The organism is Sphingomonas echinoides ATCC 14820 (assembly GCF_000241465.1).
Lineage (GTDB): Bacteria > Pseudomonadota > Alphaproteobacteria > Sphingomonadales > Sphingomonadaceae > Sphingomonas > Sphingomonas echinoides.
This window is the reverse complement of record NZ_JH584235.1, coordinates 3968239-3989390: the sequence shown is the minus strand read 5'-3', so window position 1 is coordinate 3989390 and position 21152 is coordinate 3968239. Positions and strand designations below refer to the sequence as shown.

Annotated in this window: 22 protein-coding genes; 16 read left to right on the top strand and 6 right to left on the bottom strand. The window is 64.3% G+C overall.

Annotated elements, in window-relative coordinates; all coding sequences use genetic code 11:
• Positions 1-87 precede the first annotated feature (87 nt).
• From yaaA to ON00_RS18430, 5 genes are all read left to right on the top strand, one after another.
• Positions 88-840 (top strand): peroxide stress protein YaaA, encoded by a 753-nt coding sequence (gene yaaA / locus ON00_RS18450; protein WP_010408588.1) that lies wholly within the window; start codon positions 88-90, stop codon positions 838-840.
• On the top strand, positions 837-1535 hold the full coding sequence (locus ON00_RS18445; RefSeq protein WP_010408586.1) for an SDR family NAD(P)-dependent oxidoreductase: 699 nt from the start codon (positions 837-839) through the stop codon (positions 1533-1535). Before yaaA ends, ON00_RS18445 begins: the two co-directional genes overlap by 4 nt.
• A 111-nt stretch (positions 1536-1646) precedes the next feature.
• Positions 1647-2021 carry a hypothetical protein gene (locus ON00_RS18440; protein WP_010408584.1) on the top strand — a complete coding sequence of 125 codons (375 nt, stop codon included), beginning with the start codon at positions 1647-1649 and terminating at the stop codon, positions 2019-2021.
• 110 nt (positions 2022-2131) lie between these two features.
• Complete coding sequence (gene gyrA / locus ON00_RS18435; protein ID WP_010408582.1) at positions 2132-4903, top strand: DNA gyrase subunit A; 2772 nt, start codon at positions 2132-2134, stop codon at positions 4901-4903.
• A complete protein-coding gene (locus tag ON00_RS18430) occupies positions 4900-5256 on the top strand; it encodes a DUF952 domain-containing protein (RefSeq protein WP_010408580.1) in 357 nt (118 codons plus the stop codon). Before gyrA ends, ON00_RS18430 begins: the two co-directional genes overlap by 4 nt.
• A gap of 6 nt (positions 5257-5262) precedes the next feature.
• Here ON00_RS18430 and ON00_RS18425 read toward each other — a convergent pair whose 3' ends face one another.
• Positions 5263-5694: a DUF488 domain-containing protein gene (locus tag ON00_RS18425; RefSeq protein WP_010408578.1), complete on the bottom strand. Its 432-nt coding sequence runs from the start codon at positions 5692-5694 to the stop codon at positions 5263-5265.
• Positions 5669-6304, bottom strand: coding sequence for a lysoplasmalogenase family protein (locus ON00_RS18420; protein ID WP_211207145.1), 636 nt, complete (start codon positions 6302-6304; stop codon positions 5669-5671). Before ON00_RS18420 ends, ON00_RS18425 begins: the two co-directional genes overlap by 26 nt.
• A 116-nt stretch (positions 6305-6420) precedes the next feature.
• On the opposite strand from ON00_RS18420, the gene ON00_RS18415 reads away from it, so the two are divergent.
• From ON00_RS18415 to trmFO, 3 genes are all read left to right on the top strand, one after another.
• Positions 6421-6966, top strand: coding sequence for a GbsR/MarR family transcriptional regulator (locus tag ON00_RS18415; protein WP_010408574.1), 546 nt, complete (start codon positions 6421-6423; stop codon positions 6964-6966).
• A gap of 86 nt (positions 6967-7052) precedes the next feature.
• Positions 7053-8051, top strand: a complete 999-nt coding sequence (locus tag ON00_RS18410; protein WP_010408572.1) for an SRPBCC family protein — start codon at positions 7053-7055, stop codon at positions 8049-8051.
• A gap of 53 nt (positions 8052-8104) precedes the next feature.
• A complete protein-coding gene (gene trmFO, locus ON00_RS18405) occupies positions 8105-9421 on the top strand; it encodes a methylenetetrahydrofolate--tRNA-(uracil(54)-C(5))-methyltransferase (FADH(2)-oxidizing) TrmFO (RefSeq protein WP_010408569.1) in 1317 nt (438 codons plus the stop codon).
• A 3-nt stretch (positions 9422-9424) separates the two neighbouring features.
• Here trmFO and ON00_RS18400 read toward each other — a convergent pair whose 3' ends face one another.
• Positions 9425-9898 (bottom strand): EF-hand domain-containing protein, encoded by a 474-nt coding sequence (locus tag ON00_RS18400; protein WP_010408567.1) that lies wholly within the window; start codon positions 9896-9898, stop codon positions 9425-9427.
• 56 nt (positions 9899-9954) lie between these two features.
• Entirely contained in the window at positions 9955-10623 is a 669-nt protein-coding gene (locus ON00_RS18395; RefSeq protein ID WP_029623123.1) for a squalene/phytoene synthase family protein, read from the bottom strand.
• Positions 10624-10722: 99 nt separating this feature from the next.
• Here ON00_RS18395 and ON00_RS18390 point away from each other — a divergent pair, with 99 nt between their 5' ends.
• From ON00_RS18390 to ON00_RS19965, 3 genes are read left to right on the top strand one after another with little or no spacing between them, the layout of a single operon-like run.
• A complete protein-coding gene (locus ON00_RS18390; RefSeq protein ID WP_010408563.1) occupies positions 10723-11280 on the top strand; it encodes a TadE/TadG family type IV pilus assembly protein in 558 nt (185 codons plus the stop codon).
• On the top strand, positions 11277-11804 hold the full coding sequence (locus ON00_RS18385) for a TadE/TadG family type IV pilus assembly protein (RefSeq protein ID WP_010408561.1): 528 nt from the start codon (positions 11277-11279) through the stop codon (positions 11802-11804). Before ON00_RS18390 ends, ON00_RS18385 begins: the two co-directional genes overlap by 4 nt.
• Positions 11804-13348, top strand: a complete 1545-nt coding sequence (locus tag ON00_RS19965; RefSeq protein ID WP_010408560.1) for a pilus assembly protein TadG-related protein — start codon at positions 11804-11806, stop codon at positions 13346-13348. The genes ON00_RS18385 and ON00_RS19965 overlap by 1 nt, the downstream gene beginning before the upstream one ends.
• Before the next feature lie 54 nt (positions 13349-13402).
• On the opposite strand, the gene ON00_RS18375 is transcribed toward ON00_RS19965, so the two are convergent.
• Together ON00_RS18375 and pdhA are read right to left on the bottom strand one after the other, a co-directional pair.
• A complete protein-coding gene (locus tag ON00_RS18375; protein ID WP_010408559.1) occupies positions 13403-14800 on the bottom strand; it encodes a pyruvate dehydrogenase complex E1 component subunit beta in 1398 nt (465 codons plus the stop codon).
• Positions 14800-15846 carry a pyruvate dehydrogenase (acetyl-transferring) E1 component subunit alpha gene (gene pdhA, locus ON00_RS18370; protein WP_029623122.1) on the bottom strand — a complete coding sequence of 349 codons (1047 nt, stop codon included), beginning with the start codon at positions 15844-15846 and terminating at the stop codon, positions 14800-14802. The genes ON00_RS18375 and pdhA overlap by 1 nt, the downstream gene beginning before the upstream one ends.
• Before the next feature lie 164 nt (positions 15847-16010).
• On the opposite strand from pdhA, the gene ON00_RS18365 reads away from it, so the two are divergent.
• From ON00_RS18365 to ON00_RS18345, 5 genes are all read left to right on the top strand, one after another.
• On the top strand, positions 16011-17294 hold the full coding sequence (locus ON00_RS18365) for an MFS transporter (protein WP_010408556.1): 1284 nt from the start codon (positions 16011-16013) through the stop codon (positions 17292-17294).
• A complete protein-coding gene (gene cysK / locus ON00_RS18360) occupies positions 17291-18211 on the top strand; it encodes a cysteine synthase A (protein WP_010408554.1) in 921 nt (306 codons plus the stop codon). Before ON00_RS18365 ends, cysK begins: the two co-directional genes overlap by 4 nt.
• A gap of 67 nt (positions 18212-18278) precedes the next feature.
• On the top strand, positions 18279-18596 hold the full coding sequence (locus ON00_RS18355; RefSeq protein ID WP_029623119.1) for a hypothetical protein: 318 nt from the start codon (positions 18279-18281) through the stop codon (positions 18594-18596).
• A gap of 180 nt (positions 18597-18776) precedes the next feature.
• Positions 18777-20132 (top strand): cell wall hydrolase, encoded by a 1356-nt coding sequence (locus tag ON00_RS18350; RefSeq protein WP_010408551.1) that lies wholly within the window; start codon positions 18777-18779, stop codon positions 20130-20132.
• 158 nt (positions 20133-20290) lie between these two features.
• Positions 20291-21151, top strand: a complete 861-nt coding sequence (locus tag ON00_RS18345) for a hypothetical protein (protein ID WP_211207144.1) — start codon at positions 20291-20293, stop codon at positions 21149-21151.
• The last annotated feature ends 1 nt before the right edge of the window (position 21152 follow it).

Below are 21152 nucleotides of genomic sequence, written 5' to 3'. Positions count from 1 at the left end.
GGACGCATGCTGACTAACGATTTTCTGCCGCCTATTTCGCCTGCCGGGCTTTGACGCGGACGCCCGACGCGCCTAGTCGGCAAGGCGATGATCGCCCTTCTTTCTCCCGCCAAGACGCTCGATTACGAACGTCCCCTGCCCGCTTTGATCGCGACCACGCCGCGCTTTCAGGCAGAGGCAGCCTCGCTCGCCAAATCGGCCGCGAACCTGACGCAGGCGCGGCTTGCCACGCTGATGCACATTTCGCCCAAGCTGGCGAAGCTGAACGCCGACCGCTTCGCCGGGTTCGCCGACGCGCCCGAACGGCCCGCGCTCTTCGCCTTTGCCGGAGACGTTTATACCGGCTTCGAAGCGCGCACGCTGGACGAGGCCGCGATTGCCTTCGCGCAGGACCATGTGCGGATGCTGTCGGGCCTATATGGCCTGCTCCGTCCGCTCGACGCGATGCGGCCGTATCGACTCGAAATGGGCACGCGCTGGGCACCGCGCCGCAAGAGCCTGTACGAATATTGGGGCGACCGCATCGCCGCCGCCGTGCGCGAGGACGTCGCCGCAGAAGGATCGGGCGTCGTGCTCAACCTTGCCAGCCAGGAGTATTTCGCGGCCGTCGACGGCAAGTTAGCAGGGCTGCGCGTGATCGACGTGGATTTCCGCGAAGCCGGACCCGACGGCCCGCGCTTCGTCAGTTTCCATGCCAAGCGCGCGCGCGGGATGATGGCGCGCTGGCTGTGCGAACATCGCATCAGCGAGATCGACGCGATGCGCGGTTTCGACAGCGACGGCTACCGCTTCGACGCCGCCGAGAGCACGCCCGAGCGCTGGCGGTTTACCCGCGCATGACCGGCGCGGCCGTCATTATCGGGGCCTCGGGCGGCATTGGCGCGGCGCTGGAAGCGGCGCTGATCGAGGAAGCGACGTTCGAAAAGGTGTACGGCTTCGCGCGCTCGCGCAGCGGCGCGCAGCATCTCGATCTGCTCGACGAAACGAGCATTGCGGCAGCCGCGGCGCATGTCGCCACAGGCCCTGCTCCCACGCTGGTGATCGTCGCCACGGGATTGCTGCACGCGGGCGAGCGCGGCCCGGAAAAGGCGATGCGCGAGCTTGATCCGGCCTGGCTGGCCGAAACCTATGCGATCAACGCGATCGGCCCGGCGCTCGTCGCCAAGCATTTCCTGCCGATCATGCCCAAGACCGGGCGCGCGGTGTTCGCCTCACTGTCCGCGCGTGTCGGCAGCATTTCGGACAATAAGCTGGGCGGATGGCATGGCTATCGCGCCTCGAAAGCGGCGCTCAACATGCTGATGCGCGGTATCGCGATCGAGGAAAAGCGCCGCAACGATCGGACCATCGTCGTCACGCTCCACCCCGGCACCGTCGACACCGCATTATCCAAACCCTTTCAGGGCAATGTCCAGGCCAGTCGCCTGTTCACACCCGATCGCGCCGCGTTGCAATTGCTCGACACGATCGAGGAATTGAAAGCCCCGGACAGTGGCAAGCTGTTCGATTTCGAAGGCAAGGAAGTGCCCTTCTAAAGGATGAGGGCAACATGACGGATTTGTCATCATCCCGCCATTGCCGATTCAGCGATTGGGTCGCACCATCGCCGCAGGGCTACGTCGCCTGACCGTTTTGAGGGGATATCCATGACCAAGCTTCCGATGACGATCGCCGCCGCTGCGGTCCTGCTGTGCGGCACCGCCGCCCTCGCCCAGACCAAGCCTGCGCCCAAGCCGACGCCGACCAAACCGGCCGCCAAGCCAGCCCCGGCGGCAAAGGTCACCCCGGCGGCAGCGGTAAAACCCGCCCCGGTCGCAGCGAAGCCGACGCCTGCGGTGGTCAAGCCCGCCCCTGTGGCGGCGAAGCCAGCCCCCGCGCCCGTCGCAGCGGCCAAGCCTGCAGCCCGCAAACCCGCCGCTGCGGCGACCGGTCGCATGGTCACCACCAAGACCAGCACCGGCAAGACGATCACCTACAATTGTTCGAAGGCGGGCAACGCCAACAAGACCGCCTGCAAATAAGCGAACCAAACCCACCCCTGCGCCGCTGCGATGCGCGCGGGGGTGGCGTTTCGTTGCGCGCTCGGCTAGGGTTTGTCGCATTCCCGTAACACAGCCGAAGGCACCATAAATTGACCGACGAGACCGTCCTCGCCGACCCTTCCGACATTGCCCCGATCTCGATCGTCGACGAGATGAAGTCGAGCTATCTCGACTATGCGATGAGCGTGATCGTCGCGCGCGCGCTTCCCGATGTTCGTGATGGTCTGAAGCCCGTCCACCGCCGTATCCTGTGGTCGGCGTCGGAAAGCGGCTTCGTCTACAACCGGCCCTATCGCAAATGCGCCCGCATCGTCGGTGACGCGATGGGTAAATATCACCCGCACGGCGACAGCTCGATCTACGAAGCCTTGGTCCGCATGAGCCAGGACTGGTCGATGCGCGTGCCGTTGATCGACGGCCAGGGCAATTTCGGCTCGATGGACCCCGATAAAGCGGCCGCCATGCGCTATACCGAGGCGCGTCTCGCCAAGGTCGCGGGCTCGCTGCTCGAGGACATCGACAAGGACACGGTCGACTTCGTCCCCAACTATGACGGCTCCGAGCGCGAGCCGTCGGTGCTGCCGGCGCGTTTCCCCAATCTGCTGGTCAATGGCGCGGGCGGCATCGCCGTCGGCATGGCGACCAACATCCCGCCGCACAATCTCGGCGAAGTGATCGACGCAACGCTCGCCATCATCGATTCGATGACCGGCGCGCGCGAGCCGCTGACCACCGAGGAACTGATCGAGATCGTCCCCGGTCCCGATTTCCCGACCGGCGCGATCATCCTCGGCCGCGCGGGCGCGCGCTCGGCCTATGAAACCGGGCGCGGCTCGGTCATCGTCCGCTCGCGCTATGTCGTCGAGGAAGGGCGCGGCGATCGCCGTTCGATCGTGCTCACCGAAATCCCGTATCAGACCGGCAAGAACGGCCTGGTCGAAAAGATCGCCGAAGCCGCCAAGGACAAGCGCATCGAAGGCGTCAGCGACATTCGCGACGAATCGAGCCGCCTTGGCGTGCGCATCGTCATCGATCTGAAGCGCGATGCGACCCCGGAGGTCGTCCTCAACCAATTGTGGCGGCACACGCCCGCGCAATCGAGCTTCCCCGCCAACATGCTGGCGATCCGTGGCGGCCGCCCGGAATTGCTCAACCTGCGCGACATCATCACCGCGTTCGTGACCTTCCGCGAGGAAGTCATCACCCGCCGATCCAAGTTCGAGCTCGCCAAGGCGCGCGACCGGGCGCATCTGTTGCTCGGCCTGGTGATCGCGGTGACCAACCTGGACGAGGTCGTCCGCATGATCCGCGGCTCGTCCAGCCCCGCCGCCGCGCGCGAAGCGTTGCTGGCGCGCGATTGGCCAGTCGCCGAGATCGCGCCGTTCATCAAGCTGGTCGAGGCGGTCGAAGTCGAAGTGACCGGCGACACCTATCGCCTGTCCGAATTGCAGGTCCGCGCGATCCTCGATCTGCGCCTCCACCGCCTCACCGCGCTCGGTCGCGACGAGATCGGCAATGAGTTGCAAGGCCTCGCCGATTCGATCGCCGAACTGCTCGCCATCCTCGCCGACCGCGCCAAGCTCTTCGCGGTGATGCGCGAGGAACTGGTCGCGGTCCGCGCCGAATTTGCAACCCCGCGCAAGACCGACATCGCCGCCGCCGCCGATGGCATTGACGATGAAGACCTGATCGAGCGCGAGGACATGGTCGTCACCGTGACGATGCAGGGCTATATCAAGCGCACCACGCTGGACACCTTCCGCGCCCAGGCGCGCGGCGGCAAGGGCCGTGCGGGCATGGCCACCAAGGACGAAGATGCGATCACGAACCTGTTCGTGACCAGCACGCACACGCCGGTGCTGTTCTTCTCGACGCTGGGCAAGGTGTACCGCATGAAGGTGTGGAAGCTGCCCGAAGGCGGTGCCGCCACGCGCGGTCGGCCGATGATCAACTTGTTGCCACTGGCCGAGGGCGAGACGATCTCGACCGTGCTCGCTTTGCCCGAGGACGAGACCGAATGGGCCGCGCTGCACGTCATGTTCGCGACGGCCAAGGGCAGCGTGCGCCGCAACTCGATGGACGCCTTCACCAACATCCCCACCGCCGGCAAGATCGCGATGAAGTTCGAGGGCGTCGATGCCGACGACCGGCTGATCGGCGTTGCGTTGCTGAGCGAGAATGACGACGTGCTGCTCGCCACCCGCCAGGGCAAGGCGATCCGCTTCGCCGCCGATGAAGTGCGCGAATTCCAGAGCCGCAATTCCACCGGTGTGCGCGGCATGACGCTGAAGGGCGATGACGAGGTGATCTCGCTGTCGATCCTCCACCGCGTCGGTGCCACGCCCGAGGAGCGTGAGGACTATCTGAAGTTCGCGCCGTGGAAGGGCGAGCGCGAAGGCCAAATGGCGATGACCCAGGCGCGCTACGAAGAGTTGATGATCCGCGAGCAGTTCATCCTCACCGTCTGCGCCAATGGGTACGGCAAATTGTCGTCGGCTTATGACTATCGCCGCACCGGGCGCGGTGGCCAGGGCATCACCAACATCGACAATATCCCGCGCAACGGGCCGGTCGTGGCGAGCTTCGCCGCGACCAAGGGCCACCAATTGATGCTGGTGACCGATCAGGCCAAGGTGATCCGCACCACGCTCGGCTCGATGCGCGTGATCGGCCGCAATTCGGCGGGCGTGAAGCTGTTCGATGTCGGCAAGAACGAGCATGTCGTCTCGGCCGCGCGGATCGAGGAAGCCGAAGGCGATGCCGAGGCCGATGTGCGCGACCTGACCGCGGTCGAAGTCGCCCCCGACGATACCGGCGATACCGGTGAAGATCTGGCGGCTGGTCCGGATAATGGCGAATGAGCGAACTGCCGCTCACCGCTTATAAAGTGCTGACCGCCGAGCAGATGGCGACGCTGGAGCGCGAGGAATCGTTCGCCGGCGCGCCCATCGACTTGGCCGATGGCTATATCCACCTCTCGACCGCCGAACAGTTGACCGAAACCGTCGACAAGCATTTCGCCGGGCAAAGCGATTTGCATGTCGCGGCGGTCGATCTCGGGTCGTTCGGCGCCGGGTTAAAGTGGGAAGAGTCGCGCGGCGGCCAACTCTTCCCGCACCTCTATGGCGGCCCGCTGCTGCTCGAAACGGTGATCGCTTACGGCCCGCTCGAACGCGATGCCGAGGGCCGCGTGAAACTGCCCGTCGCGGGCTAACCCCGCTCACGCATACAGATCGACCACCTCCGCACCCTTGGCCTCCGCCTCCAGCAACAGGGTGCGGTGGCAGTGGCGCGGGTCGCGTTCAAAACAGAGCAAGGCGCTTGGCTTGTCCGCGGCCAGCGCCAGCATCTGCGCCGCCTGCGCCTGCGCCTCGGGTAGCTCGAGCTGGTCGGCATAGACCGCCTCCAGCGTCGCCACATCGCCCTTCTTGGCGGCATCGCGCCCGCGCTTCGGCGTGCCGAGCGCCTTCAAATGCACATAGTCGATCCCCGCCTCGGCCAGCGACGCCGCCAGCGAAGTCTTCGAAAATCCAGGCCGCCGCGACAAGGGCAGCGCGCGCACATCGATCACGCGCTCCACCCCCGCGCCCGTCAGCGCCGCCAGGAAATCAGCCATCGTCGTGGCTTCATAGCCGATCGTGAACACCTTCATTGCGCGCCCGCTCCGTCCTCACCACGCCATAAGCGATCATCGCCTGCGCCGCGACGTAGAGCGGCCAGACCAACAGCGTTGGAACGATCGAACCGGCCAGCGGACCCAGCCGCGCGAAAATCAGCAGGTCCGACGCCGCGAACAGCATCGCCCCTGCCCCCACCCAGCCGCGCGGAAAGCGACTGATCCACGCCGTCGCCGCCATGCCGCCCAGCGCCAGACCATAGACCAGCACCCCCGATTGCCCGGACAGCGCATAACCCGCGCACGGGATGCCCAGCAGCAGCACAATCGCCAGCCCCGTGCCCGCCCGATCGGCGCGGAGGTTGGTCCAATACAGTCCGGTCGCCAGCAGGTGCGCGACAAGGAACGCCGCGCCACCGATCGTCATGCCCGATGTTTCGAGCAGCACATCCCCCAGAGCAGCAAACCCAAGCACCACCGCCAGCCAGCGCGCCGCCCGCGTGTGCGCTGCCCGCGCAACCCAAACGGCAAGCAACGCGACCGCGCTGCCCTTCCACTCAACGAGCAAGGGTCCCGCTGGCAGGATATGGCTGGCCGCCCAGAAACTCGCCCCCGCAGCAAGCGCGGTCAGGAACAAGGCTGGCATGGGCATACGCTGTGACATTCCCCGAGAATGCGCCCCCGGCGGGGGTGGGGCAAGAACGCGCCTTGACCAAAACGAAAATTCGTCTATTTCTGTTTTTACAGAAATTGGAGTTACCAGTGACCCTGCTCGATCATCCTGATGCCAAGGCCTTCATTCTCCATTGGGGCGAGATGGGCACGCATTGGGGGGTCAATCGCTCAGTCGCGCAAGTCCATGCCCTGCTCTACCTTTCCGAAAAACCCGTCGATGCCGAGGCGATCGTCGAGGCGCTGGGGCTCGCCCGCTCCAACGTCTCGACTGCACTCAAGGAATTGCAGACCTATGCCATCGTCCGCCGCGTCCATGTGGAAGGCGACCGGCGCGACCATTTCGTCGCCGAGGGCGATTTGTGGGAAATGCTGATGCGCATCGTGGCCGAGCGCAAACGGCGCGAGATCGACCCGACCATCGCGCTGCTCGCCGAACTCGCCGACCGCTTGCGTAGCGACGACACCGCCCCCGCCCATTTGCGCGACCGGGTGGTGCGGATGCACGAATTTCTGTCGACGCTGGGCGGCTGGTACGAACAGGTCCGCACGCTCCCCAAGAGCACGCTTGTCACGCTGATGAAGCTCGGCAGCAAGGTCGCGCGCTTCCTCCCCGGCAGCAAAGCCAAGGACTAATTCTCACCGTCAACAAGCCAAAACCCGCTGATTTATACCTATCAATTTCTGAATTTACAGAATTATCTGTGAAAAGGATCAGGCATATGGAGCAGAACACCCCTCTGCGAGACACACGCTCAGCTGCGATCCGTATCACAGCAGCGGTCGGTCTTGCCTTCGCGATGGCGCTTGGTGCCTATCTGTTGCTAGAGGCGGCGCGGCCCGATAGCGGCCTCATCAGCTTTTCCTTCCTGCTGATCCTGCCCGCTGCGATCTCCGCCTTCGTCAGCTATGTCGCCGATCCTTGGAAGGAGCGATCCCTCGGCGCGTACTTGCAGGTCCCGGCGTGGCTGCTGCTCGTGGTGGTCATCGTGTCCCTTGCACTGCTGCGCGAAGGAACAGTCTGCGTGATCATCCTTTCGCCTCTATGGATGGCCAGCGGCATGACCGGGGCGTGGTTAACCCACACCCTGCGCCGTCGCGTCGATCAGCACGGCAAGACCTATTGCAGCGCGTTGCTGCTCGCGCCGCTGCTCGCGATGCAGGTCGAGCCCTATATCGCGCTACCGCCAGCCGATGCGACCGTCACCCGCACGATCATCGTCCGCGCCACCCCGCAAACCATCTGGCCGCTATTAAAGGGCATTCCCGATGTGCGGCCGGACGAGGGGCAATGGAACATATCCGAAGATGTCATCGGCATCCCACGCCCGCTCGGCGCGCATCTGGTCGGTGACGGAATCGGTGCGGAGCGGCTCGCCCGATGGGGGCACCAGGTGCGCTTCCGCGAGCGGGTCACCGAATGGCAACCCGAACGCCGGATCGGCTGGCGCTTCCTGTTCGACGACAAAACCGGCTGGGACTTTACCGACCGGCACCTGATGCCCGACAGCCCCTATTTCCGCATCACCACCGGCGGCTACACCATGCAGCCACTCGGCGACGGTCGTACCCGCGTGACCATTTATACCCGCTATTGGATCAAGACCCCGGTCAATGCCTATTCGAAGCTGTGGGGCCAAGTCTTCCTGGGCGATCTCGAAAACAACCTGCTCGCGCTGGTGAAACAGCGGGCAGAGCAACCCCGTCAGCCACGCAGCTAGCCCGGTACGCTCCGCCTTTGCCACGCCAGCCGCCGCCCGCTATCAGCCACCGGATGACACACGACGTACACATTATCGGCGGCGGCCTCGCAGGGTCCGAGGCCGCCTGGCAGCTCGCCGAGGCAGGGTTCCGCGTAAAGCTCTCCGAAATGCGTGGGTCGGGCGAAATGACGCCCGCACACCAGACCGATGGGCTGGCCGAGCTGGTCTGCTCCAACAGCTTCCGCTCGGACGATGCCACCAGCAACGCGGTCGGGCTGATCCACCAGGAAATGCGCACGCTCAATTCGCTGATCCTGCGCGAGGCCGACATTCACAAGGTGCCAGCGGGCTCGGCGCTCGCGGTCGATCGCGATCGTTTTTCGGACGGCGTCACCGCCGCGCTCGCCGCGCACCCCAATATCGAAATCGTGCGCGAACGCGTCGACACCCTCTCCGACACCGGCCTGACGATCGTCGCCACCGGCCCGCTCACCGCGCCCGCACTCGCCGAAACGATCGGCGAAGCGACGGGCAAGGATGCGCTCGCTTTCTTCGATGCGATCGCCCCGATCGTCCATTTCGACAGCATCGACATGGACGTGGCCTGGATGGCGTCGCGCTGGGACAAGGGCGATTCCAAGGACTACATCAACTGCCCGATGACGCGGGACGAGTATCTCGCCTTCCACACCGGCTTGATCGAGGGCGAAAAGACCGAGTTCAAGGAGTGGGAAAACGTCCCTTATTTCGAAGGCTGCATGCCGATCGAAGTCGCCGCCGCGCGCGGGGTCGATACGCTGCGTTATGGGCCGATGAAGCCGGTCGGGCTCGATGATCCGCGCACCGGGCGCTGGCCCTATGCGGTGGTGCAATTGCGGCAGGACAATGCCAGCGGCACTTTGTGGAACATCGTCGGCTTCCAGACTAAGCTGAAGCATAGCGAGCAGGTCCGCTTGTTCCGCACCATTCCCGGCCTGCAGAATGCCGAGTTCGCGCGCCTGGGCGGGTTGCACCGCAATACCTTCATCCGTTCGCCCGAATTGCTCGATGAAACGCTGCGGCTGAAGGCACGGCCCAACATCCGCTTCGCCGGACAAATTACGGGGTGCGAAGGCTATGTCGAAAGCGCCGCGGTCGGGCTGATGGCGGGGCGCTTCGCCGCGGCGGAACTCGGCGGCAAAGCGATGACCCCGCCGCCGGTGACGACCGCGCTCGGCGCGCTGCTCCACCATATTACCGGCGCAGCGGTGGCCGAGACCTATCAGCCGATGAACGTCAATTTCGGGCTGTTCCCGCCGATCGAAGGCCGCACCAAAAAGGCCGACCGCAAGAAGATGTATACTGATCGCGCGCGCTCGGCGCTGGGCGAATGGTTGGCGACGGGGTGAGCCTCAGCTCTCCTCGGCGTTCGCCGGTGGCGGGGCGGGCGGGCAATCGCGCCGAACGCGCGGGGCCTTGCGCTTGGGCGCGGTGCTGACGAACTCGGCCGGCGTCATCGCCCCCGATTTGTCCTTGTCGGCCTCGGCGAATTTGGTTTCGGTCTTCACCGCCCATTCGTCGAACGACAGCACGCCGTCATGGTTGGTATCGAGCTTGGCATAGGCCTTGCGGCGTGGCGCGAGATACTCCTCACGCGTCACCTTGCCGTCGCGATCCTTGTCATAGCGGTCGAAGCGCTTCTGCTCGCGGGTCTTCTCGCTCGCCTCGGGCACCGTTGCGGGCAGCGCGCCGCCTTCAGTCGTCTGCGCCAAGGCTAACGGGGCCGACGGCAAGGCCGCCACCGATCGCGCACCCCGGTTGAACAGCAGCATTCCCGCCGCGACCAGCGCCAGCGCCGCCAGCCCGCCCACCAGATATCGCCACATAGCGCCCTCCCCCGAGTCCCATGAGAGGGTATCGCGTCCAAGCGCGCGGCGGAAGCCTAGCGCCCGGTAAAACGATGCCAGGCGAGCCGCCCAACCCGTCGTGGGGCACCGACCGGAGGCGATACGCCCGACGGGAGCGAGAGGTCCATCCGCGCAATGTGCGCGAGCGCACCGAGCGCGCGGGCGGCGGGGCTCCAGCGCTGTCGGGTGGCGTCGGCCAGCGCCGTCGCCGCCATCTCAGCAGGAAGCCGCGCCGCCGCATCGCGCGCGTGGCGCGCCAGATCGGCAAGGGCCCATCCCGCGCCTGCCGCCGCCAGCGGATCGCGCGCGGTCGCACCAAGGATCTGCCCCGCCACGGCAAACAAACCACCGCCCCGCGCGGCGGCATAAGCCTCCAGCCCCGGCCTGGTCAGCGGGTCGGGATCGAGCAGCACCTCCCAGCCGTCGATCATCCCGGCGAGCGTAGCGCCCGAGATTCCGCGCGGCAGCACCTCTGCCGCGAGCGCTTGCAACACCGGCTGCGCGGGTGGTGGGGCCATGTCGAGCGCGACCAGCGCCTCATGCCACCAGGTCAGCCGCATCTGCCCGACCAGCGGCTCACGCGTCGTGCGCAGGATCTGCCCCAGCGTGTCGTCCAACGCGAGCACCGCAGCGAGCGCGGATCGGCCCTGCTCAGACGCATAGGACAAAGCGAGCATACGCTCCGGGTTGGCTGGCTCGATCATCGGGAAAGGGTCACCGAAAGAGGGCTGAACGCGCTTGATTTCACTATTCCTTTACCCGTTGCGTGGCAGGAAATGGCATAGCTTTGGGGCAATTTCATCGTGAAGATCACGCTTCCTCCCAGATTCGTCGCGGGCCCGAACCGAGCGCGCGCGCTTGCCAAGGACGATCGCGGGAGTGCAGCGGTGGAATTCGCGCTCGTCGTAACCCCGCTGATCGCTTTGATGATCGCGATCGTGCAGACCAGCCTTACCTTTTTCGCCCAGCAGAATCTGGAAACCACCGCCGAAAAATCGGTTCGCGCCTTGTTGACCGGCACCGCCCAGACAAGCGGAATGACCCAGGCGCAATTCAAGACGCTCGCCTGCTCGAAACTGCCGGCCTTCATGAAGTGCGCGAACTTGCTGATCGACGTGCAAGCCGCCACTGCGTTCTCGGCGGTAGCAACCGCGCCGCCGACGATCACCTATGACAGCAACGGCAACGTCAACAACGCGTTTCAATATGCGCCGGGAGGGACCGGGTCGATCAACGTCGTCAAGATGATGTACCTCTGGGATACCCAAAAGGGCCCGCTCGGCTTCGATCTGTCGACACTTTCCGGCGGCAAGCGTTTGCTCATCGCAACATCGGTCTTCAAGACGGAGCCGTACAAGTGACCCGCCGCTTCTGGGCCGACCAACGCGGCGTATCGGCGGTGGAGTTTGCGATCTGCCTGCCGTTCATCGTGCTGCTGTACCTTGGCGGATATCAATTGAGCGACAGCATCTCGGCCTATCGCAAAGTCACCGCCGCCACGCGGACCGTTGCCGATCTGACGTCACAATCGACCAGCGTTACCGCCTCGGATTTGGATACGATCCTTAACGCCAGCACGCAGATCTTGAGCCCGTACAAGATATCGGCCGCGAAATTGACGGTATCGCAAATATATACCGACCCGAACGGGGTATCCACGGTGGATTGGAGCCGTGGGTTAAATATCAATGCGTTGACGAAAGGCACTTCGTTCACCTTGCCCGGAACGATCAAGCAAAATGGCACGTATGTCATCGTCGCATCGATCGACTATACCTATACGCCGGTGGCTGGACTTGCGCTGCTCGGTGCTATTCCCATGCGCGACCAGATCATCATGAGTCCGCGCGCATCAAATTCGGTAACTGGGGTCAATGTGTCCTAATGGTCCAGCCGTTTCTTATCTTCCTTCGCGCGACCCGCCGGTTGGCCACGCGCCTGCGCCACGATCGCCGTGGCAACGTCCTGCTGTTGATGGGCTTTGCGGCGATTCCGCTGACACTCGCGACCGGCGTCTCGATCGATTACGCGCGCGCCGGACGGTTGCAGACCAAATTGAACGCGGCGGCCGACGCTGCGGCCTTGGCTGCGGTTACGCAGCCGATGATGAAGCTCGATAACACCGCAGCCCAAACTGCGGCGAACGCGATGTTCAAATCACAGATTGCGGGTCAGCCGGGGTTGATTTGGAACGACAGCAACCTGACCGTTTCGATCGTCGGCAACAATGCCGCTGCATCAACGCGCACCGCGACCGTTACCTATACGGCTTCATCGGTGAATGCCTTTGCGAACGTCATCGGAATGCCGACGATTACGATCGGCGGAACATCGACGGCGACCGCCACGGCTGCACCAAATATCGACTTTTATCTGGCACTCGACACCTCGTCTTCGATGGCGTTGCCGACCACGACGGCCGGGTTTACGACGATGGACAACGCCGTGAAATGCGCGTTCGCCTGTCATTCCAACAAGATCGAAAACTATGTTGGCTCGTCCATCCCAAGTCTGATCCTCGACAATGCCAAGTTTTCCATCGTCAAAGGCTCTTACGGAACCGGTACGGTTGGTGGCAACCAGATCACGAAAATTGATGCCAATGGTGCCTATGTTTACGTCAGCAAAAAATCGACCAACAGCTATTGCGGCGCAAGCAATGCGAAGGATATCTGCGTCTACAATGCCGATGGTTCTTTCGTAGACTCCTATTGGTATGCGCTCAATCAGGGCGTACACTTGCGAGTTAATGACGAACAGACCGCTGCCAGCAATTTGATGACTTTGGCCCAGAGTTACGCGCTGGAGAACAGCCGCACTTATCGCGCCGCGCTTTACACCTTCGATCACATCACCAATTTCAAGACGATCGCGACGCTGACGCCTGACCTGGCATCGGTCGGCACCGCGGCCAGCAATGTCAGTCTGGTTACGGTCAACGACAAGGCCGGCAACGGACGTCCGCCCAACGGCTCGTCGGGCACGGAATATCTGTTCACGAGCTTCCAGAGCTTGATGAACAATATGGGAACCCAATTGCCCGCAAAATCAGGCAATGGGTCCAACGACCCGGGCGACACGCCGCAAGCGTTCTTGTTCTTGGTAACCGACGGGATGAGCGACGAGAATATCGGGTCAGGCCGCACCCGCGCACCGATGCAGCAAGCGCAAATTGATCAATGCACCGCGATCAAGAAGCGCGGCGTGAAGATCGCCATTCTCTATACCGAATATACCTCAGCATCGATCCAGGACGACGAAGCGACCCAGCGCGCGATCGCCAATGCCGCGATCCCAAACATCCCGACCGCGTTGACGGCCTGTGCCTCGCCCGATTTGATGTATACGGTGAAGACCGACCAAAGCATCTCCGACGCTCTTCAGTCGTTGTTCCGCAAGGCCGTCGCCAGCGCGCGTCTCACGCAATAAGCGACTGGGGTCGTCTGCGGCGATAACCGACGCAGGCGACCCCGTCCTGATGGATTAGCGGTACAGAACTGACTTCACCGCCGCGACGATCTTGTCGGCGCTGACCAGCATCAGCTTTTCAAGGTTCGCCGCATAGGGCATCGGCACGTCCTCATTGGTCACGCGCAGCACCGGCGCGTCGAGGTCGTCAAAGCCCTGTTCCATGCACACTGCCGAGATTTCCGACGCAATCGAGCAGGTCGGCCAACCTTCTTCGACCACCACAACGCGGTTGGTCTTCTTCAGGCTCTTGAGCACGGTCGCGGTGTCGAGCGGGCGCAGCGTGCGCAAGTCAACCACCTCGGCGTCGATCCCCTCGCCCGCCAGCGTCTCGGCGGCTTCGAGCGCAAGGCCGACGCCGATCGAATAGCTGACGATCGTCACGTCCTTGCCCTCGCGCATGATCCGCGCCTTGCCGATCGGCAGCACGTAATCGTCGAGCTTGGGCACTTCGAAGGTGCGGCCGTAGAGCAGCTCGTTTTCGAGGAACACGACCGGGTCTTCGGTGCGGATCGCCGCCTTCAGCAAGCCCTTGGCATCGGCCGCATCATACGGCGCGATCACGATCAGGCCGGGGACGCTGGCATACCAGGGCCCATAGTTCTGGCTGTGCTGCGCGCCGACGCGGCTCGCCGCACCGTTGGGACCGCGAAACACGACCGGGCAGCGCATCTGGCCACCCGACATGTAGTTGGTCTTGGCGGCGGAATTGATGATGTGGTCGATCGCCTGCATCGCGAAGTTGAACGTCATGAACTCGACGATCGGGCGCAGACCGCCCATCGCCGCGCCCGTGCCGATGCCGGCAAAGCCATATTCGGTGATCGGCGTGTCGATCACGCGCTTGTCGCCAAACTCGTCGAGCAAGCCCTGCGTAACCTTATACGCGCCCTGATATTGCGCGACTTCCTCGCCCATCACGAACACGCGCGGATCGGCGCGCATTTCCTCGGCCATCGCATCGCGCAGCGCCTCGCGCAGCGTCAGCTTGACCAGTTCGGTCCCTTCCGGGATCTCAGCGGACACGGGCGCGTCGGCATTGGTCTTCAGCGGCTCAGGAACCTTGGTCCCACCTTCGCCGGTGCCGGTTTCCTCCGCCTTGGTCACTTCGGCAGCGGTCGGCGCGACGGCACGAGGAGCCGAAGCAGCCACCGGGGTCGAAGCGTCTTCGCCTTCGGCGAACAGCGTCGCGATAACGGTCCCGACCTTCACATTGTCGGTGCCTTCGGCGACCAGGATCTTGCCGATCGTGCCTTCGTCGACGGCTTCGAACTCCATCGTCGCCTTGTCGGTCTCGATCTCGGCCATGATGTCGCCGGATTTGACGACATCGCCTTCCTTAACCAGCCATTTGGCGAGGGTGCCTTCCTCCATCGTGGGGGAAAGCGCGGGCATCTTGATTTCTACGGCCATTAGTAGGTTTCCACCAGAACGTCGGTATACAGTTCAGACGCATCGGGTTCGGGCGTCTGTTCGGCGAAGTCAGCCGCTTCGTTGACGATCTTGCGGATCTCCTGCTCGATCGCCTTCAGCGCGTCTTCCTTGACGCCTTGCGCGTCGAGCAGCTTCTTGACGTGATCGATCGGATCGGACTTGTCGCGCACCGCCTGCACTTCGTCGCGCGAGCGATATTTGGCGGGGTCGGACATGGAATGCCCGCGATAGCGATAGGTCTTCATCTCGAGGATGATCGGCCCCTTGCCCGCGCGCACCCAGGCGAGCGCTTCCTCGGCGGCACCGCGGCACGCCAGCACGTCCATACCGTCGACCTGAATGCCGGGGATGCGGAAGCTCTCGCCGCGCTTGTACAATTGGTCCTCGGCCGAGGAGCGGTTGACGCTGGTGCCCATGGCGTACTGGTTGTTCTCGATCACATAGATGATCGGGAGCTTCCACAGCTCGGCCATGTTAAATGATTCGTACACCTGGCCCTGGTTCGCGGCACCGTCACCGAAGTAAGCGACTGCAACGCCGCCATCCTCGTTATATTTGTGCGCGAAGGCGAGGCCCGTGCCGAGCGAGACCTGCGCGCCGACGATGCCGTGGCCGCCGTAGAACTTCTTCTCGGTCGAGAACATGTGCATCGAGCCGCCCTTGCCGCGCGAGATACCCGCGCCGCGACCGGTCAGCTCGGCCATGATCACCTTGGGATCGATGCCGTAAGCGAGCATGTGGCCATGATCGCGATAGCCGGTGATGACCGAGTCCTTCTCACCGTCCAGCGCCGATTGCAGGCCGACCGCAACGGCTTCCTGGCCGATATAGAGATGGCAGAAGCCGCCGATGAAACCCAAGCCGTACAGCTGGCCCGCTTTCTCTTCGAAGCGGCGAATCATCAGCATCTGCTTGTAAAATTCGAGCAGCTCTTCGGTCGAAGCCTCGTACAATTGGGGCTCGTCGGGGCGCTCGCGGTTCGGCACCGGGGGTTGTGCCTTTACGGCGGCGGGAGCTTTTGCCACGTCTGGAAGACCTCATGACCTGGGGAGAGGAACGCGAGCCTATAGGCGCGATCCAGCGGGTTTATCAATCGCCTCCGTAAAACCTTCGCGCGAGCAGAAGTTTCCGCGTCCCAAGCAACTCCACGATTGCCCAGCGCGCGCCGCAGCGCTTAAGGCCACATTCAATGGACGCAGCATCCCACCCCCTTCGCATCCCACAGTTCCGCGCCTATTGGGCGGCGCGCTTTTCGATGACGATCGCGCAGAATGCGATGATCATCGTCATCGGCTGGCAGACCTATACCATCGCCCGCACGACCATGTCGCCCGCCGGTGCCGCTGCACAGCTTGGCCTGATCGGCCTGCTGCAGTTCATTCCGTTGTTCGTGACGACGCCGATCACCGGCTGGGTCGCTGACCGATTCGACCGGCGTCTGATCACGCGCTGCACCGTGTCGCTGCAGGCGCTGTGCGCGCTGACGTTAGCCTTGGTGACCTACACCGAGGGTATGACCCTGCCGGTGCTGTTCTCGATCGCGGTGCTGCTCGGCCTCGGGCGCGCCTTTGCCGGGCCCGCTTTCGGTGCGCTTGCCCCCAATCTGGTGCCGCGCGAAGTGTTGCCAACCGCCATCGCGCTGAGCTCGATCTCGTGGCAGATCGGCACGATCATCGGGCCGGCGATCGGTGGCTTCGCTTATGCGGCGGCTCCGTGGGGGGCCTATGCGGTGGCGACGGCGCTGTTCCTCACCGCGTTGCTGGCGCTGTTCACGATCGGCCCCGTGCCGCGCCCGACCACGCCGAGCAAGGCGCACCCGATTCGCCAAATCATCGATGGCTTGGCCTATGTCGGCCAGAACAAACTCGTGCTGGGGGCGATTACGCTCGATCTGTTCGCCGTGTTTCTTGCCGGGACCAGCGCGCTGCTGCCGATCTACGCCCACGACATCCTGAAGGTCGGGCCGCAGGGGTTGAGCCTGCTCGCCTCTGCCCCCGCCGCCGGTGCATCGGTGGTCGCCTTGTTCTTCTCGTTCCGTCCGATCAAGACCAATGTCGGCCCCAAGATGCTCGGCGCGGTGCTGGTGTACGGGACGGCCACGGTGGTGTTCGGCCTGTCGCAGATCATGGCGCTGAGCCTTGTCGCGCTGGCGGTGGCGGGGGCGGCGGACATGTTCTCGGTCTATATCCGCCAGTCGCTGATCACGCTGCACACACCCGACGACAAGCGCGGCCGCGTCGGCGCGGTGTCGCAGCTGACCATCTCCGCCTCGAATGAACTGGGCGAAGCCGAATCGGGTTTCCTCGCCTCGGCGCTCGGGCCGGTCGGCGCGGTGCTGGTCGGCGGCGGCGGCGCGATTGTAGTGACGATCCTGTGGACCTATCTCTTCCCCAGCATCCGCAACGCCAAGACTTTCGACCCGCCCAAAAGCCCGCAAGATTCCCGCGATCTCGAACTGGAGGCCACGCCATGAAAGCCAACACGATCCTCGACACGATCGGCAACACCCCGCACATCCGCGTCCAGAAGCTGTTTCCAGGTGCCGAAGTCTGGATCAAGTCCGAACGCTCCAATCCGGGCGGATCGATCAAGGACCGCATCGCGCTCGCCATGATCGAGGCCGCCGAAAAGGACGGCCACCTCAAGCCCGGCGGCACGATCATCGAGCCGACCAGCGGCAACACCGGCGTCGGCCTGGCGATGGTCGCGGCGGTGAAGGGCTATAAGCTGGTGCTGGTCATGCCCGAGAGCATGAGCCTCGAACGCCGCCGCCTGATGCTGGCGTACGGCGCGACCTTTGATCTGACCCCGCGCGAAAAGGGCATGAAAGGCGCGATCGAGCGCGCGCTCGAACTCGTCGAGCAGACGCCAGGGGCGTGGATGCCGCAGCAGTTCGAGAACCCCGCCAATATCGACATCCACACCCGCACCACTGCGATCGAGATCCTCAACGACTTCCGCGAGACGCCGATCGACGTGATCATCACCGGCGTCGGCACGGGCGGCCACATCACCGGCGTGGCCGAGCGGCTCAAGCAGGAATGGCCGAACCTCAAGGTTTACGCCGTCGAGCCAGCGGCCTCGCCCGTCATTTCGGGCGGTGCGCCGGGGCCGCACCCGATCCAGGGCATCGGCGCGGGCTTCGTGCCTGCCAATTTGCACACGCAGTCGATTGACGGTGCGATCAAGGTCGAGGCCGCCGACGCCAAGGCGATGGCGCGCCGCGCCGCCGCCGAGGAAGGGATGCTGGTCGGGATCAGTTCGGGTGCGACGCTCGCGGCAATCGCGCAGAAGCTTCCCGAGCTTCCAGCGGGCTCGCGCGTGCTCGGTTTCAACTACGACACCGGCGAACGCTATCTGTCGGTGCCCGACTTCCTGCCCGAAGGTTGATGTCGCAGTAACCGGTTTTCTGCGGTATAGGGCGTTCCGACGGGCGGGGGTCCGTCGGGGGCCTGTTATGCGTAAAATGATGATTTTCGTCAGCGTGCTGCTGGCGTTGTTCCAGCTCTATTCGATGGCGGCCACCGGTCGACGCGACAAAGCGCCCACCGCCGCGAGCGTCGTAGCAGCGGCCCCGCGCGCGATGTTGGCCGTGGCCGCCGCCTCCAGCGCCCCGCAAATGGCGGCAGTGACCCCGTCAGCGCCAACGCCCAAAAGCTGCTATCGCCAATATCAGGCGAAGTTTCAGCAATGCGGTGCTGCCGACAGAGCATGTCACCTCAATGCCGCCGACCAATGGGATCTATGCGAGGCGACTGGCGTCTGGCCCAATTAGCAGCGTATTCCAGCGGCAGGGCATGACATAAGGCCGCGCACTGGCGTCCGGAAACGAGACGCCCTGCCCCGCCCCCTGACGCGGTTTCAGTTTCGCGCCAAATTAGGGTAAAGGCCCCGGCAATCGCTCGACAGAAGCAGTTCTGATCCTGCTCCCGCAACAAAAAGCGCTTTGATCTAGATGCTCCCTTCCTCGCGCCCTGGCCGCACATTGCGCGCGGTCCTGCTGCTGATCGCCACACTGGCGATCCTCCTACCCGCGCTGATCGTGCATTTCGCGCCGCCAGTCGGACGACATCGTAGCCTGCATCCCGTGCCCGCGCGCGTGGTACCGCAAGCAGAGCTCCCGGCGGTCGAGCCCGTAGCCTTTGAGGATCTCGATCCGGACGACGCGCGCGCATTCAACGCCAGCGTGCCCTTCGTTCAGGGTCCCAACCCCGCTGCCCGCCCCTTCCGCCTGCCGGGCGACCCGGCGCAGCAAGCCCGCGCGATCGACTGCATGGCGGCGGCCGTCCTCTATGAGGCAGGGGACGAGCCGGTCGGGCAGCGCGCGGTGGCGCAAGTCGTCATCAACCGCGTTCGCCATCCCGCTTTTCCCAAGACGATTTGCGGCGTGGTGTTCCAGGGGGCCGAGCGACCGACCGGTTGCCAATTCACCTTTACCTGTGACGGTGCGCTGGTGCGGCATCATTGGACAGACGCGCAATGGGCACGCGCGCGGTCCGTCGCGACGGCAGCGCTGAACGGGGCCGTGTTCCGGCCGGTCGGCCATGCTACGCATTACCACACGAACTGGGTCGTGCCGTATTGGCAGTCGAGCCTCGACAAGATTGCCGCGGTCAACACGCATCTGTTTTTCCGCTGGACCGGTTGGTGGGGCACACCGCCTGCGTTCAATCGCCATGTTTCGGCCGACGAGCCCATCATCGCCGCGCTCGCCGGCTATTCCGAAGCGCATCGCGGCACCGATGCCTTGACCAAACCAGAGGGGGCCGTCCCGGTTGACGCGGCCGCCGCCACCGCGCCACTCCCTCGCCCGTTGCCCGGCGACCCGAACAGCTTCCTGCTGACGCTTGACCCCGCTACGCTGTCGCCCGACGGCTTTGCCCAGCTCGCGGCGCGCGCATGCGCCGATCGCCCCTATTGCAAGGTGATGGGCTGGAGCGACCCGACCAAGACCGCCACCACCCTGCCCCTGCAACCGTCGCAGATCGCCTCCATGGCGTTCAGCTACCTGCGCGACCGGGCGCATGGGTATGACAAGGCGCTGTGGAATTGCAGCGAATTTCGACGCGCGACCGCCGCACAATGCATGAAGGCGCAGACCTTCCTGCCCAATCAAGGCCTCGCCGCGCGGACCGAGGATGCGCAACCAACCGCCGCCACCGCGCAAGCGGGAGTGCCGCGCACGCCGGAGCCGACCCGGCTCGACGGCTTGGTCGGGGTGCGCCGCAAACCCGAAGCAACGGTGGCCAAGCCAATGCCCGCCGCGACGGCCCCGCCGGTTACTGCGGCGGGCAGTGGCGAGGGACGCTAACGCACGGACCGGCCGTCGGTTCGCGCGGGCAAAGGCTCCGGGAACGGGGAAAGCGTGGGTTGTTTCCGATCGGATATCGGCCGATGCTGCATCGGAACCGCCGCGTCTTCGATGTAAAAACACCGAAAGCCGATTCGCGCAGGGGCAAGAGGAAAGCGATGCGCTGGAATCGAAACATCAGCCTGCTGGCCCTTGGCAGCATCGCCGCCACCGCCGCAGCCGCGCAGCGGCTTCAGCCGAACCAATGGGGATATGGCTTCTCTGCCGATTACGACGCGGAGGTTGCCGCCCCCGCTGTGCACCGGGTGCGCTATTCGGACGATCACATCCTCTTGATGGAAGTCGCCAACCCTCCTGGCTATCCGATGCAGATGCACGGTCACCCATATCCCTCCATCTTCGCGCGATCCTCGGGACAGACACGGCTCGGGGGCGGCGGACCAAGCGACCAATATCTGGAACCATCGGGCGGGCGAAACGGCGAACATTGGCACAGTGCGCCCCCACCCAAAGGGACGCCTTCGCTGGAGTGTACTGCCGCCGACCCACAAGCGCCGCATCGACCGGTCAACCACGGCGTCGCTCCGCAGCATTTCTATCGCATCGAGTTCCTCCGCCTGGATGAAGACCGGCAAGGCCATCCGGTGACCCAGCACCGGTCGATGGTGGAAAAGAAACTGTTCGAAGACGATGTCATCCGTCTGTTCGAGGTTTCGCTGCCGCCCGGCCGCAGCGGGAGCGCCTCCCCGATCCGCTACCCGTCAATTCTGGCCTTCGACACGAAAGCGGCGTTCGACGCGCTCGATACCGTCGCTGGCCCCGCTGCAGGACGATCGCTTCCCCCGACAGGCATGACAATGCCGCGCTGCATGACGCTGGATGCTGGGGTGGCTCTTCCGGTACGGAATACCGGCCGCGCCGCGATCCATTATTACCGAATGGAATTCAAACGTATCGAGGGGGACGCGCTCAAGGAGCATTGGCGCGAATGGTATCCGTTCATGGCCGATATGCGCTGAT

Bases quoted from the DNA above. Each gene is read 5' to 3' on its own strand.
- ON00_RS18430 (WP_010408580.1), top strand. From the start codon at position 4,900: ATGAGCGAACTGCCGCTCACCGCTTATAAAGTGCTGACCGCCGAGCAG.
- ON00_RS18375 (WP_010408559.1), bottom strand. From the start codon at position 14,800: ATGGCCGTAGAAATCAAGATGCCCGCGCTTTCCCCCACGATGGAGGAA.
- ON00_RS18395 (WP_029623123.1), bottom strand. From the start codon at position 10,623: ATGATCGAGCCAGCCAACCCGGAGCGTATGCTCGCTTTGTCCTATGCG.
- ON00_RS18410 (WP_010408572.1), top strand. From the start codon at position 7,053: ATGGAGCAGAACACCCCTCTGCGAGACACACGCTCAGCTGCGATCCGT.
- ON00_RS18420 (WP_211207145.1), bottom strand. From the start codon at position 6,304: ATGCCAGCCTTGTTCCTGACCGCGCTTGCTGCGGGGGCGAGTTTCTGG.
- ON00_RS18345 (WP_211207144.1), top strand. From the start codon at position 20,291: ATGCGCTGGAATCGAAACATCAGCCTGCTGGCCCTTGGCAGCATCGCC.
- yaaA (WP_010408588.1), top strand. From the start codon at position 88: ATGATCGCCCTTCTTTCTCCCGCCAAGACGCTCGATTACGAACGTCCC.
- ON00_RS18355 (WP_029623119.1), top strand. From the start codon at position 18,279: ATGCGTAAAATGATGATTTTCGTCAGCGTGCTGCTGGCGTTGTTCCAG.
- ON00_RS19965 (WP_010408560.1), top strand. From the start codon at position 11,804: ATGGTCCAGCCGTTTCTTATCTTCCTTCGCGCGACCCGCCGGTTGGCC.
- ON00_RS18445 (WP_010408586.1), top strand. From the start codon at position 837: ATGACCGGCGCGGCCGTCATTATCGGGGCCTCGGGCGGCATTGGCGCG.
- ON00_RS18365 (WP_010408556.1), top strand. From the start codon at position 16,011: ATGGACGCAGCATCCCACCCCCTTCGCATCCCACAGTTCCGCGCCTAT.
- ON00_RS18425 (WP_010408578.1), bottom strand. From the start codon at position 5,694: ATGAAGGTGTTCACGATCGGCTATGAAGCCACGACGATGGCTGATTTC.
- ON00_RS18400 (WP_010408567.1), bottom strand. From the start codon at position 9,898: ATGTGGCGATATCTGGTGGGCGGGCTGGCGGCGCTGGCGCTGGTCGCG.
- ON00_RS18350 (WP_010408551.1), top strand. From the start codon at position 18,777: ATGCTCCCTTCCTCGCGCCCTGGCCGCACATTGCGCGCGGTCCTGCTG.
- cysK (WP_010408554.1), top strand. From the start codon at position 17,291: ATGAAAGCCAACACGATCCTCGACACGATCGGCAACACCCCGCACATC.
- ON00_RS18440 (WP_010408584.1), top strand. From the start codon at position 1,647: ATGACCAAGCTTCCGATGACGATCGCCGCCGCTGCGGTCCTGCTGTGC.
- trmFO (WP_010408569.1), top strand. From the start codon at position 8,105: ATGACACACGACGTACACATTATCGGCGGCGGCCTCGCAGGGTCCGAG.